This is a genomic window from Rhizobium sp. LEGMi-198b (assembly GCF_054114205.1).
The window spans coordinates 339,306-352,302 of the sequence record NZ_JBSYVH010000001.1; the positions used below are offsets into that span (position 1 = coordinate 339,306).

The 12,997-nt window shown below is 59.9% G+C and carries 15 protein-coding genes; 10 read left to right on the forward strand and 5 right to left on the reverse strand.

Going from position 1 to position 12,997, the window contains the following annotated elements:
- The first annotated feature begins 76 nt into the window (after positions 1 to 76).
- From iolD to iolB, 3 genes are all read left to right on the forward strand, one after another.
- On the forward strand, positions 77 to 1,927 hold the full coding sequence (gene iolD, locus ACXHXG_RS01610) for a 3D-(3,5/4)-trihydroxycyclohexane-1,2-dione acylhydrolase (decyclizing) (RefSeq protein WP_457898312.1): 1,851 nt from the start codon (positions 77 to 79) through the stop codon (positions 1,925 to 1,927).
- A 67-nt stretch (positions 1,928 to 1,994) separates the two neighbouring features.
- On the forward strand, positions 1,995 to 2,912 hold the full coding sequence (gene iolE / locus ACXHXG_RS01615; protein WP_283049707.1) for a myo-inosose-2 dehydratase: 918 nt from the start codon (positions 1,995 to 1,997) through the stop codon (positions 2,910 to 2,912).
- Between the two features lie 73 nt (positions 2,913 to 2,985).
- On the forward strand, positions 2,986 to 3,783 hold the full coding sequence (gene iolB / locus ACXHXG_RS01620) for a 5-deoxy-glucuronate isomerase (RefSeq protein ID WP_104822492.1): 798 nt from the start codon (positions 2,986 to 2,988) through the stop codon (positions 3,781 to 3,783).
- A 40-nt stretch (positions 3,784 to 3,823) separates the two neighbouring features.
- Here the strand turns inward: iolB and ACXHXG_RS01625 are convergent, their stop codons facing one another.
- From ACXHXG_RS01625 to ACXHXG_RS01635, 3 genes are all read right to left on the reverse strand, one after another.
- Complete coding sequence (locus ACXHXG_RS01625) at positions 3,824 to 5,191, reverse strand: MATE family efflux transporter (RefSeq protein ID WP_457898313.1); 1,368 nt, start codon at positions 5,189 to 5,191, stop codon at positions 3,824 to 3,826.
- A gap of 68 nt (positions 5,192 to 5,259) precedes the next feature.
- Positions 5,260 to 5,697, reverse strand: a complete 438-nt coding sequence (locus ACXHXG_RS01630) for a glyoxalase superfamily protein (protein WP_104822490.1) — start codon at positions 5,695 to 5,697, stop codon at positions 5,260 to 5,262.
- 241 nt (positions 5,698 to 5,938) lie between these two features.
- The gene (locus ACXHXG_RS01635; protein ID WP_104822489.1) at positions 5,939 to 6,385 is read right to left on the reverse strand and encodes a baeRF12 domain-containing protein; all 447 of its coding nucleotides are present in this window, start codon (positions 6,383 to 6,385) and stop codon (positions 5,939 to 5,941) included.
- 228 nt (positions 6,386 to 6,613) lie between these two features.
- Here ACXHXG_RS01635 and ACXHXG_RS01640 point away from each other — a divergent pair, with 228 nt between their 5' ends.
- Positions 6,614 to 7,012: a pilus assembly protein PilZ gene (locus tag ACXHXG_RS01640; protein WP_104822488.1), complete on the forward strand. Its 399-nt coding sequence runs from the start codon at positions 6,614 to 6,616 to the stop codon at positions 7,010 to 7,012.
- Between the two features lie 91 nt (positions 7,013 to 7,103).
- Positions 7,104 to 8,216: a pyridoxal phosphate-dependent aminotransferase gene (locus ACXHXG_RS01645; RefSeq protein WP_457898314.1), complete on the forward strand. Its 1,113-nt coding sequence runs from the start codon at positions 7,104 to 7,106 to the stop codon at positions 8,214 to 8,216.
- 133 nt (positions 8,217 to 8,349) lie between these two features.
- Here the strand turns inward: ACXHXG_RS01645 and ACXHXG_RS01650 are convergent, their stop codons facing one another.
- A complete protein-coding gene (locus tag ACXHXG_RS01650; RefSeq protein WP_104822486.1) occupies positions 8,350 to 8,613 on the reverse strand; it encodes an SEL1-like repeat protein in 264 nt (87 codons plus the stop codon).
- A gap of 459 nt (positions 8,614 to 9,072) precedes the next feature.
- Here ACXHXG_RS01650 and ACXHXG_RS01655 point away from each other — a divergent pair, with 459 nt between their 5' ends.
- The 4 genes from ACXHXG_RS01655 (at position 9,073) to ACXHXG_RS01670 (ending at position 11,763) form a co-directional block, all read left to right on the forward strand.
- Positions 9,073 to 9,411 (forward strand): DUF2147 domain-containing protein, encoded by a 339-nt coding sequence (locus ACXHXG_RS01655; protein ID WP_285168117.1) that lies wholly within the window; start codon positions 9,073 to 9,075, stop codon positions 9,409 to 9,411.
- Between the two features lie 182 nt (positions 9,412 to 9,593).
- Positions 9,594 to 9,770, forward strand: coding sequence for a hypothetical protein (locus tag ACXHXG_RS01660; protein ID WP_181316024.1), 177 nt, complete (start codon positions 9,594 to 9,596; stop codon positions 9,768 to 9,770).
- Positions 9,771 to 9,888: 118 nt separating this feature from the next.
- Positions 9,889 to 11,394 carry an AMP nucleosidase gene (locus tag ACXHXG_RS01665; protein ID WP_104822484.1) on the forward strand — a complete coding sequence of 502 codons (1,506 nt, stop codon included), beginning with the start codon at positions 9,889 to 9,891 and terminating at the stop codon, positions 11,392 to 11,394.
- Between the two features lie 51 nt (positions 11,395 to 11,445).
- Positions 11,446 to 11,763 (forward strand): hypothetical protein, encoded by a 318-nt coding sequence (locus ACXHXG_RS01670; protein ID WP_457898806.1) that lies wholly within the window; start codon positions 11,446 to 11,448, stop codon positions 11,761 to 11,763.
- A 14-nt stretch (positions 11,764 to 11,777) separates the two neighbouring features.
- Here ACXHXG_RS01670 and ACXHXG_RS01675 read toward each other — a convergent pair whose 3' ends face one another.
- On the reverse strand, positions 11,778 to 12,485 hold the full coding sequence (locus tag ACXHXG_RS01675; RefSeq protein ID WP_457898315.1) for a helix-turn-helix transcriptional regulator: 708 nt from the start codon (positions 12,483 to 12,485) through the stop codon (positions 11,778 to 11,780).
- A 74-nt stretch (positions 12,486 to 12,559) separates the two neighbouring features.
- Here ACXHXG_RS01675 and ACXHXG_RS01680 point away from each other — a divergent pair, with 74 nt between their 5' ends.
- Positions 12,560 to 12,958, forward strand: coding sequence for a VOC family protein (locus ACXHXG_RS01680; protein ID WP_457898316.1), 399 nt, complete (start codon positions 12,560 to 12,562; stop codon positions 12,956 to 12,958).
- Positions 12,959 to 12,997 lie beyond the last annotated feature (39 nt).

Genomic DNA, 12,997 nt, shown 5'->3' on the forward strand with positions numbered 1-12,997 from the left:
AAGGCGCATTGCTCCGAAAAGTTTCGGGGAAAGCGATGCGCAAACAATGGACTAAAATGCATTTGGGAGGCGCCCCATGGGCAAGACGATCCGATTGACGATGGCACAGGCTGTCGCGCATTTCCTCAAAAAGCAGATGACGGTAATCGACGGCCAGAAGCAGCCGATCTTCGGCGGCGTCTGGGCGATCTTCGGCCATGGCAACGTCGCTGGCATGGGGGAAGCGCTCTATCAGGTGCGCGACGAGTTGCCGACTTTCCGTGCCCACAATGAACAGGGCATGGCGCATGCCGCCATCGCCTATGCGAAGGCCGGTTTCCGTCAGCGCTTCATGGCCTGCACGACGTCGATCGGTCCCGGCGCCCTGAATATGGTGACTGCCGCCGGCGTCGCGCATGTCAACCGCATCCCCGTGCTGTTCCTCCCCGGCGATGTCTTCGCCAACCGCGCCCCCGATCCGGTGCTGCAGCAGATCGAGGATTTTGGCGATGGCACGGTGTCAGCCAACGATGCCTTCCGTCCGGTTTCGCGCTATTTCGACCGCATCACCCGGCCCGAGCAGATCATCACGGCGCTGAAGCGCGCCATGCAGGTGCTGACCGACCCGCTCGATTGCGGTCCGGTGACATTGTCGCTTTGCCAGGACGTGCAGGCTGAAGCCTTCGACTATCCGGAGAGCTTCTTCGAGGAACACGTTTGGACGCAGCGCCGCCCACAGCCGGATGCGGACGAACTGGCAAACGCCATCGCGCTGATCCGCACATCCGAAAAGCCCGTGATCGTCGCCGGCGGCGGCGTGCTCTATTCACAGGCAACGAAGGAGCTTGCCGCTTTCGCGGAAGCGCACGGCATTCCGGTCGTCGTGACACAGGCGGGTAAATCGGCGATCGATGAGACGCATCCGTTGGCGCTTGGCTCGGTCGGCGTTACCGGCACATCGGCCGCCAACGCGATTGCCGAGGAAACCGATTTGGTGATCGCTGTGGGCACCCGCTGCCAGGATTTCACCACCGGTTCCTGGGCGCTCTTCAAGAACGAAAAACTGACGATGATCGGCCTCAACATCGCGGCCTATGATGCGTTCAAGCACAATGGCCACCCCTTGGTGACGGATGCGCGCGAAGGACTAAAGGCCCTGTCCGCCGGCCTTTCCGGCTGGAAAGCTCCGGCAGTGCTTGTCGAGAAGGCTACACAGGAAAAGAAGATCTGGATCGAGGCTGCCGCCAAGGCCATGGCGACGACGAATAGCGCCCTGCCCTCCGACGCCCAGGTGATCGGCGCCGTCACTCGCACGATCGGCGACGAGAAAAGCATCCTCCTGTGCGCGGCCGGCGGCCTGCCCGGCGAATTGCACAAGCTCTGGCCGGCGACCGCGCCCGGCAGCTACCATATGGAATACGGCTTCTCCTGCATGGGCTATGAGATCGCCGGCGGCCTTGGCGCGAAGATGGCGCGGCCGGACAAGGAAGTCATCGTCATGGTCGGCGACGGCTCCTACATGATGCTGAATTCGGAGCTGGCGACCTCGGTCATGCTCGGCCTGAAACTCACGATCGTCCTTCTCGACAACAGGGGCTACGGCTGCATCAACCGGCTGCAGATGGCGACGGGTGGTGCCAACTTCAACAATCTGCTCAAGGACTCGCGCCACGAGATCATGCCGGAGATCGATTTCCGGGCGCATGCCGAGAGCATGGGGGCCGTTGCGGTCAAGGTCGCTTCCATCGCCGAGCTGGAACAGGCGCTCGAAGCATCGAAAAAGAACGACCGCACCTCGGTCATCGTCATCGACACCGACCCGCTGATCACCACAGACGAAGGCGGCCACTGGTGGGATGTCGCCGTTCCCGAGGTCAGCCCGCGCGCCGAGGTCAACAAGGCCCGCGCCGCCTACGAGCAAGCTCGCGCCTCCCAGCGTATCGGCTGATCGCTTTACGTCCTATTTCTGGAGGAGCGTTTCAGCTCCTCCGGCATTATTTTCAAGGAGACCATTGATGAAGGCCAAACTCGGCATGTCGCCCATCGCCTGGTGGAACGACGATCTTCCTGAGCTCAGCGACGACGTATCCCTTGAGGAATGCCTGCGGCAATCGCGCAGTGCGGGCTTCACCGGCATGGAACAGGGCCGGCGCTTCCCCAGCAATCCGGATGAAATGCTGCCCATCCTGCGCGCCGCCGACGTGACGCTCTGCGGCGGCTGGTTCTCCGGCACGCTTGTCAATGAGGAGCTGGCCGCCAACAAGGACCGCATCGCGCCGATGATCGCGCTGTTCAAGGCCGTCAATGCGCCCTGCATCGTCTATGGCGAAGTCGGCCGTTCCATACAGGGCGACCGCTCCAAGCCGCTCGCCACCAAGCCGCGCCTTTCCGATGACGAGATGAAGGCCTATGCCCGCCGCGTCACCGAATTCGGCGAATGGTGCGCCGAGCAGGGCATGCCGCTCTCCTACCATCATCACATGGCCGCAGTCGTCGAAACCGAACCGGAACTCGACGCCTTCATGCGCAATTCCGGCGCAGGCATTCCGCTTCTGCTCGATGCCGGTCACCTAGCCTTTGCCGGCGGCGACGTTCTGCGTGCCATCGACAACCACCACGCCCGCATCAACCACGTTCACGTCAAGGATATCCGCAAGCCCGTTGTGGATGGTCTGGATCGCAGCCGCCAATCCTTCCTCGACGCAGTGGCGCTCGGTGCGTTCACGGTGCCGGGCGACGGCTCGCTTGATTTCGGCGCCATCGTCCAGCGTCTGGCCGATTACGGCTATGAAGGCTGGTTCGTGGTCGAGGCCGAACAGGACCCGCGCAAGGCGCCGCCGCAGAAGATGGCCGAGATCGGTCATGCCGAGCTGATGCGCGTCATGACAGCGGCGGGCTATACGGTGGAAACCGAAGGCTTTCCCAAGGGGTAAAGACGAGCGCCCCTCCTCGCCCGCTATCCAGGGGTTGGCGAGGAGGCTCCCAAGCAATAGAGGACGAACACCCATGCCAAATCTCAAGGTCAAACCTGATGGCTCCCATGGTCGTGTCAGCCATGTCACGCCCGAAAGCGCCGGCTGGACGTATGTCGGCTTCGACCTTTACCGGCTGAAACCCGGCGAGACCGCCTCCGCCGAGACGGGCAATCGCGAGGTCTGCCTGGTCTGGGTCAGCGGCAAGGCGAGCGCCAAGGCTGGCGCGAAGGATTTCGGCTCGCTTGGCGGACGCATGAGTCCCTTCGAAGGCGCGCCGCATGCGCTTTATATCCCGGCCGGCTCCAACTGGTCCGTCGTCGCCGAGACCGACCTCGAACTGGCCGTCTGCTCCGCTCCTGGCGGTGGCTCGTATGAAGCCCGCGCCATTCCGCCCGGCACGCATCCGGCTGTAACGCGCGGCAAGGGCACCAATGTCCGCTATGTCAACAACATCATGCCGGAGGATGACGGCGCGGCGCATTCGCTGCTCGTGGTCGAAGTCATTACGCCGGGCGGTCACACCTCCTCCTATCCGCCGCACAAGCATGATCAGGACAATCTGCCGAACGAAAGCTTCCTCGAGGAGACCTATTATCACCGCCTGAACCCGCCTCAGGGGTTCGGCTTCCAGCGGGTTTATACCGACGATCGTTCACTGGACGAGGTCATGGCGCTGGAGGACGGCGATGTGACGCTTGTGCCCAAGGGATATCACCCATGCGCGGCCTGCCATGGCTACGACCTTTATTATCTCAACGTCATGGCCGGCCCGAAACGCGTCTGGAAGTTCCACAACGCGCCGGAACATGAGTGGCTCCTCAAGGCCTGAATGCCGCTAAAGGCTGCGCCTCAAGGACGCGGCCTTTTGCTCATACCGGCAGCAGACCGTATCGCCAGCCGCGGTCCCTGGCGTTGCGCGACAGTACCAACCACGTAAGCAGAAGCATTCCCGTTTCGGCGAAGACCGGCACCATCCAGATTCCGGTTTCGCCGAAGGCGAAAGGCAGCAGGAATGTCAGGGGCAGCGTAAAGAGATAGGGTCGCGCCAGGCCGAAGATCGCCGCTCGCTTCGCGTCGCCGATCGACTGGAAATAGGACGACAGCACGATCATCTGCCCGAAGAGGAAATAGGCGCCGACCGTCCAGGGCAAAATCCGTCCCACCTCCGCAACGATGACGGCATCGCCGACAAAGACGCCACCAAGCCTGCCCGCCAGCATTTCGACGGCCAATTCCACCGCGCTGCAATAAATCAGCGCCGACACCATCGCGATCTGCAGGCTCCGGCCGACGCGGGCGGGAAGCGCGGCGCCGTGGTTGTGACCGGATATGCTCTGCAGGGCGATGCTGAGGCCGAGGAGCGGCAGATAGGCGAAGGTCATCACGCGGGTGATGATTCCGTATGCCCCGACCGTCGCGACATAATCCCCCTGGTGCCAGATCGCCAGATTGAAGAGGATTGCTGCGGAACTCAGGGATATGCCGATGAAACCGAGGCTCATCGGCGCGCCGAAGGCTATGATCCCGCGCCATTCGGCAACCGGAAACGATATCGAGGGCCTCAGTGCGCCTGGCTGCCGCCAGCGGTAGAGCAGGATGATCGCCAGGCATATGAATTGCGCCGCGATCGACCCTGCGGCTGAGCCGATGACGCCCCAATGCAGTATCGCCATCAGCAGCCAGTTGGCGAGGATATTGAGCAGGGTCGAGGCAAACGTCACCAGCGTCATGAAGCCAATCTTGCCTTCACAACGCAGAGCGTCGAGATGCACCGACAATAGGAAGCTCACCGGAGCAAAGCCGACCATGATGCCCATGAAAGCGCCGGCATTGGCCGCGATAGTGGCATTATCAGCCGCAGCCGTCACGATGATCTGCCGCCCGACCGTCCAATAGAGTACGTTGACTAGGATCGCCACAGCCAAGGCCAGGCCATGGGCGGCGCTGAAAACCCGCCTCGCCCCTGCCCGATCTCCCGCCCCCAGGCGGCGCGCCAGGATGCTCGCCATGCCGTTGGAGACCAGCGATTGTAGCGCGATCAGCAGCATCAGTGCCGGAAAAATGAGGCTGACCGCCGAAAGGGCATCGGCACCCACATAGGCACCGAGGAAATAAGCATCGACGACGGCAAACAGGCCGTTGACGGTCGTGATCATGATGATCGGCGCAGCCGTGCGGGCAAAGACGCCCGGCAGCCAGCCGCTCAGGAACATGTTGCGTTCGGAATGATTCGTCATGGAAAAAATCCAGGCAGCATCGCGCGTCGACAAATGCCGGCCGCGATCGAATGATGAAGGGGTGAATACTAGATGTCCAAAACCAGATGCGGCACGCCGTCGGAGGTCTTGCGCGGCGAAATGCCGTTGACGTCGATCTGGGCGTTGATGCGCTGGCGGAAGGCCGAGAAGCTCTCGAAGGTCACGACATCCACCGGAGCGTCGAAATGGATGGTGATCCTGTAAAGCCCGCCGGACTGCTCCGAGAGCGTCAGGACCTTGCCGGTGAAGGGCTGGTTCAAGTAGCGGCCGCGAACTGCGGTCCCGACGGCAACCGGTGCGCTCGGCGGCGTATTCGGTTTTGCGGCAAGCGCCGAAAGCGTGTTCCAGTCACGCAGCCCGTATTGCTTGGCGACCAATTCAAGGGCCGCGCTATGGGCCACGTCGCCACCGCGCTCGGCCATGGCTTGGCGTAAACGTTTGGCCTGCGCTTTCAATTCATCGATGGACGGATAGATCGTCGTCACGGAGTCAGCCTCTTAAAAGGCATGCATTTACGACTGCAGATCGGAGCTCGCATTACCGCCAGTCAGCATGCGCCAGATGGCTGTGACCAAATTCGCGAGGCTTCACCATGGATTTTCATCCGCGAGCGGCCGGTGCCTCGAACCGGATTTTCCGTATGATCGAAGCTAATGCCGCTGTCAAGATGAGGCTATGCAGGCGCATTCACCGAAACAGGGCGATATTTCGCCCCTTTCCAACTTCTCAGGCGACAAGATGACGCTCGATCTGATCGACGGGAAAATTCGTCAGGTCCTTGCCGACTTCTGCCACGATAACCGCCTGCGAATGCGCCCCGAGATGGGGCCTCAGGACGCCGAGTGCGCGCGGGGGCGCCACGAGGATGAGGCGGTTGATACCTTTCTGCTGCACGAGCGCATCGACCTTTGCCGCGACATTTTTCAAAAATTCCGCCGCCGCCTGCTCGTGCCATTCCGTTTCTTCCACGGCGCTGCCTGCAAACCCGTCGGCCTGGTGCGTGCGTCCTGGTTTGTCCGCGCCGAGTTCCCGATCCGGTTCATGCGGCTGCTCCATGGTTTCGCAGGTTTTCAAATCTGGATGGGGGCCGCCATTCGAACTCTTCAGGATCAGCGCCTTGGCACCGTCGCAAACGACAACCCACGTTCCTCGGGAAATTTTGATATCGACCATCGTTCCTGTCCTTGCGGTTTGTGATACGGCCAAAAAACCGTCGATAAAAAAAGAACGTCTCGTAACGCGAAGGGTTCAAAAACTGCCTGTGGAGGATGCGATATCGCCCAACCGGCTGAAAAACCGCCGATTCGTTAAAATTCGATTGGCCCTGTTGACGCTTACGCAAAATCTCCGTGCAAGGTTCATGCTATAAACCGAGATGAATTCGGTAGCCTCCAACGGGGAATGACAATGCTTCGCGCAACGCATCTGGCGAAAGTCAAATCCGAAGTCTACGAGCACAGGTGGGAACGGTTCTTCGTTCAACGCCCGGCGCGTATCATTGCCGTGCGCCCATGCCTGACAGGCATTTCGGTGCGCAGCGCCGAGATCATCGACATCTCGCAGGGCGGCGCCAGTTTCATCGTCGGCACGACCGTAGGCCTGCCAAGACATTATTATCTGAACATCCTTGGCCTTGCCTATCGCATCGGTTGCGCCGAAATCAGCCGGATAGACAATCGGGTCAACGTTCGCTTCATCAACCTGATCGAACCGGAAACATTGAGACGCGTCGTGCGCGCCGATTTCATGATCGGCAACACGGAGGCACTCGCTGCCCGAGGCCAACGCCAGCGGCAATAGCCGTCGGCACCAGGCTTTTCCGCCCTTGCAACGGCTCGCCAAGCGCCTATTGTGCTGCGCCTTGCAACAGAATTCGGGAAGATAAGCCAGAATGTCCGCCTTTTCGCGCTTCACCCCGCTGATCAGCGCCCTCCCCTCCACCGTGCCCTTCGTTGGCCCGGAAGCATTGGAACGTCAGCGCGGCCTGACCGTCCAGGCGCGTATCGGCGCCAATGAAAACGGCTTCGGCCCTGCCCCTTCCGTCATCGAGACCATGCGCGAGCAGGCAGGCGATATCTGGAAATACAACGATCCGGAAAATTTCGCATTGAAGGCAGCGCTCGCCGCCCATCTCGGCGTTACGTCCGCGAATATTGCCGTCGGCGAAGGCATCGACAGCCTGCTCGGTCTCATCGTGCGCATGGTGGTCGAGCCGGGAGCACCCGTCGTCACGTCGCTCGGTGGCTATCCGACCTTCAATTTCCATGTCGCCGGTTTCGGCGGCCGGCTGGTAACGGTGCCCTATGTCAACGATCGCGAGGATCTCGATGGGCTGCTGGAGGCGGTGAAGCGCGAAAACGCGCCGCTCGTCTATTTCGCCAACCCCGACAATCCGATGGGAAGCTGGTGGGACGCCGACAAGATCGTCGACTTTGCTCGCGCCTTGCCGGAAAGCTGCCTGTTCATCCTCGACGAGGCCTATAGCGAAACCGGCCCCGCCGGCTCCTTGCCCGATATTTCCGCGCTGATCGATCTGCCGAATGTGCTGCGCACCCGCACCTTCTCTAAGGCTTATGGCCTTGCGGGCGCGCGTGTCGGCTATGCCATTGGCGTGCCGGAGACAGTGTTGGCTTTCGACAAGATCCGCAATCACTTCGGCATGAACCGGCTGGCGACCGCAGCCGCGCTCGCGGCGCTGAAGGATCAGGCCTATCTCGCCGAAGTCGTCGGCAAAATCCACGCCGCGCGGGAACATATCGGCGTGATCGCCCGCAACAACGGGCTTTCGCCGCTTTCCTCTGCCACCAATTTCGTTGCTGTCGATTGCGGCCGCGACGGTGCCTATGCGCGCGCCATCGTCGATGGGCTGATCCAGCATGGCGTCTTCATCCGCATGCCCGGCGTGGCGCCGCTCAATCGCTGCATTCGTATCAGCGTCGGCCCGAAGCACGATCTCGACCTTCTGGCCGAAGCACTGCCGAAGGTGTTGAAGGCGATCGGCTGACACCGAAAATATCAAAAAACCGCGCCGGCCTTGTTTCCTGCCGGTCGCGGTTTTCCTGATTGTGGCAGCGCGCCTCTCCGCCCGCTGCCGGTCCCCTCTTTCGAGGCTATTGTCGTATTCTTTGTGGCGCGCTTCAGTGCGTGGTCATCCACTCGCGGGCGGCGCGGAGCGCTGCGGCGAGCTGCATCTTGGTCAACGTGGCTGCGACGTCGGCGCGGAGCTCGGCGGCGCGGTCGCTGCCCTTGATGGCGGCGATGTTCAACCATTTATGGGCGGCAACGAGGTCTGCCTGGCAGCCCCTGCCGGTCGCATAGATTATGCCCAGCTCGCAAAGGGCCTCAGCGCTGTTGCCACCCATCATGGCCATTTCGGATGTCGGTATTTCGAAGCGTGCCATCGGTTCAATCCCTGTTTCAGTTTATTCGTTATCGACCCTGTTTTTCCTTCCGGACCTTGCCGTCTATCGCGGCTTGATGATCCTTCCGGTCGGCGGGTTTGCCCCGCTCGTTTGATGGCTTCACTATCGCAGACGGCTTTCAAAAAACGGCTAAAATGCATGCTTAATTCGATGCAAACAAAGTACAAATGCTTGGTAAACTTGGGATTTTGTTAAACATCGCTTCCCTTGCAAATTAAGGATTTTTGGGCGAGCTTTACACCTCGTTAAGATTTGGATCTAAACCCTTCGTTCACCACGAAAACAGCCGCTGAAACAAGGTGCGTTATTTTTTCGATGTGACAGGGCGGCTGATCTGCGGCGAAAATCGCGCCGGAAAGTGTATTTGCCTTTGCGTTCGTATTGGATAACGTCACCACGTCCGGGCTGGGGCCGAAGGACATTCGGGGAGGAAAGACTATGATCCGCGCCACCATTCTTACCGCAGCACTGCTCTTCAGCGCAGGCGTGGCCTTGGCCGACGAGCCGATCGTCGGCAACTGGAAGACCAAGGAGGGTGATACCGCCGCCATCACACCCTGCGCCGACAGCTACTGCGTAACGCTGAAGACCGGCAAATATGCCGGCCGCCAGATCGGCAAGATGCAGGGCAAGGACGGAACCTACACGGGCGAACTTACAGATCCCGAGGACAACAAAACCTATAGCGGCTCCGGCACTGTCAGCGGTAAAACCGTGAAGATGCAGGGCTGCGTGCTCAAGATCTTCTGCAAGTCGCAAACCTGGACGAGGCTTTAGAGAATACTTCGCCCGAGCGAAGGCGGGGCCGATCAATACGTGCTTCGCTCAGGAAAGACCTTTAGTTCAAGGTTATGCACCTGCTAATATTTCTGAACACTGGATGAACCAGTGTCTCAGCACCTGTTCAGCCTGACTATGGCAAAACAGTGTCCAGGATAGGGCACGGGTAGGCCAGGACAATGAACACGATCATCATGGCGCGGCGTTTCGGCATCATCATGCTGTTTGCCGCCATCTTTGCGATTACATTTTCGGTGGCGGTGGAGCATACCGGCCGCAGCGGTGCGCAATCGCATTTCGGCGCAAGCTTCACTTGCCTGCAGACAGGCAGCCCCTATTGCACGACGGTACAATAGAGCAAGTCACCGATTTCGAGAATCGGACGCCGAAGCGGCATTAAAAATAGCTGCGAAAATCGGAGATCGCGCGTTGCAACGTCGTTTGCTTGTTAAAAACGACTCTCTATAATAGCGCATGAGCAACCGAATCTCTCCTTTTTCACCCCTCGATATTTCTTCACCCAGCCCGTTTCAGCCACAGAGCTTCGACGATCCAGCCAAGGCCGTCGATGCTCTGACCGAGCTTTACGAGCGCAACACTGCGTTCCTGATCGACAGCTTCACCAAGCTGGCCAAGGGTGCGCCGATCACGGCGCGCTACCGCGCCTTCTATCCACAGGTCAGCATCGAGACGACAAGCTTCGGCCATGTCGACTCGCGTCTTTCCTATGGCCATGTCACCGCACCCGGCGTCTACACGACCACCATCACCCGTCCGCAGCTATTCCGCCACTATCTGAAAGAACAACTGGCCCTGTTGATGCGCAGCCATAATGTGCCGGTCGTGGTGTCGGAATCGACGACGCCGATCCCGCTGCATTTCGCCTTCGGCGAAGGCGCGCACGTCGAAGCCTCGGCCGCCGCTTTCGACGATATTCCGCTGCGCGATATCTTCGATACGCCGGACCTGAACACCACCGACGACGAGATCGCCAATGGCGAATATATTCCGCCACCCGGCGAACCCTCACCCCTTGCGCCGTTTACCGCGCAACGCATCGACTATTCGCTCGCCCGCCTCGCCCACTACACCGCGACCAGCGCGACCCATTTCCAGAACTTCGTGCTCTTTACGAACTATCAGTTCTATATCGACGAATTCTGCCACTGGGCGCGCGATCTGATGGCCAAGGGCGGCGGCGACGGCTACACCGCCTTCGTCGAGCCGGGCAATATCATCACGCTGGCTGGCGCCAGCCAACCGGAGGGCACCACGACCGCGCCACGGTTGCCGCAGATGCCGGCCTACCATCTGAAAAAGAAGGGCCATGCCGGCATCACCATGATCAATATCGGCGTCGGCCCGTCCAACGCCAAGACGATCACCGACCATGTCGCGGTGCTCCGTCCGCATGCTTGGCTGATGCTCGGCCACTGCGCCGGCCTGCGCAACAGCCAGCGGCTCGGCGACTATGTGTTGGCGCATGCCTATATGCGCGAGGATCACGTTCTCGACGACGACCTGCCGGTGTGGGTGCCGATCCCGGCGCTGGCCGAAGTGCAGGTGGCGCTGGAAGCAGCCGTTGCCGAAATCACCGGCTACGAAGGCTTCGAGCTGAAGCGCATCATGCGCACGGGCACGGTCGGCACGATCGACAACCGCAACTGGGAACTGCGCGATCAGGCAGGGCCGGTGAAACGCCTGTCGCAGGCCCGCGCCGTGGCGCTGGACATGGAATCGGCAACGATCGCCGCCAACGGTTTCCGTTTCCGCGTTCCCTACGGCACGCTGCTCTGCGTCTCCGACAAGCCGCTGCACGGTGAGCTGAAACTGCCAGGTATGGCGACCGCCTTCTACCGCACGCAGGTGAACCAGCATCTGCAGATCGGCATCCGCGCCATCCAGAAGCTGGCGGCGATGCCACCGGAAGCGCTGCATTCACGCAAGCTGCGCAGTTTCTTCGAAACGGCGTTTCAGTGACCTATCGATAACGCGGCAATCGCAGTTGACAGAGGAAATGCAGTGCCGTGGATGAGCTTTGACGGTGGTTCGACGGTCGGCCGTCAGGGTTCAGAAGGTGGCGTCATTGTTTTGGACGAAGAACATAGCGCCGGCGCGCGCATCACACTTGAGAGGTGTGATCGCGTGCCATTTGCCATTACCTGCGGCCTCTACGGCAATATGGTCCACACCGTTTTTATCGGCAGTGAGCAGGAGGGGCTGAACACCTTCCATGTGATCAAGACGAATCTTGAAGAACTAATCGCGATCTGGCCGGAAAACGATGCACCGGCCGATCAAGTGTCCAGATTTTATGTTGCGATCTCGGATTTTGTGCAGCGCTTTTAACGCAGCCCTATTTCCTAAGTGGGGGTCTGGAGTAGCTTGAATTGTTCCGCTCTCCATTGCTGCCACTTACGACGGAGTTCACCGGCGCGCAGGCCAATGGTTTCGTCGCACAGAATTGCCGTAGTGATCCTGTCGCAGCGGAAGTGTCTGAAATCCTGGCGTAATTCGCACCAGGCCACCAGCATACGATGGCTCTCCGCGTAGCCGAGGATAACCGGCCACACAATACGGTCTGTTATCTCGCCGTTCTCTGCCCGATAGCACAACGCCAATTTACGCCTCTGACGGATCGCTTCCCGGATGTCGGCAATGTCAATGATTTCCGTTGGTGGGCGCGAGCCTGGTTTCACACCCATGCTTGGCTCGGCGATAAACGGCCGCAAGTTTTCAGGAACGGCGGCCGCAATTTTGACGATGACATCACGGGCGGCGTTGGCGATGAGAGTGTCGGAATGGCCAGCGACCCATTGCGCGCCCAATATCACAGCCTCGATTTCATCGGGCGTAAGCATAAGCGGCGGCATGTCGTAGGCGGAATCGAGCAAATAGCCGAAGCCGGCTTCACCTGAAATCGGCACCCTCTGGCCAACGAGATCGCTAATGTCGCGGTAAACGGTGCGTTTCGAAACCTCAAGTTCTTCCGCAATGTTAGCGGCAGTCACCGGCCGAGTACTCCGACGCAGAATTTGAATGATCTGAAACAGGCGATCGGCTCGACGCATATGCTGACTCCTGCTGCCATAATGGTGGCAACAGGGCTGTGCGACAAGCTCCATCGTGTGAAAAGGAGCCCACAATGAAATTTGCATCGACACGCATCATCACCGCGGACATCAAGCAACTGGTCGCTTTCTACGAGATGATCGTAAACGTGAAAGCGCAGTGGCTAGCGCCGGTCTTTGCCGAAATAGTCTTGCCCGGCGCTGTGCTAGCGATTGGTTCATCGGAAACGGTTGCGCTCTGGAAGGAAGGCAGCGCTGAACCTTGCGCCAATCGCAGTCTCATCCTAGAGTTTCAGGTCGACGATATCGACGCCGAATATGCTCGTCTCAAAGACAAAGTGCCCCTCGTACATGAACTCAAGACAATGCCTTGGGGCAACACAACGTTTCAGTTTCGGGACCCTGATGGAAATGCCGTTTCGCTTTATATGCCGAGTACCGATGACGCAAAGAAGCGATTTGCCACCAGATAAAGTGACAGCCGCGATCGCAAAAAGTCGGAGTTTTGCGGC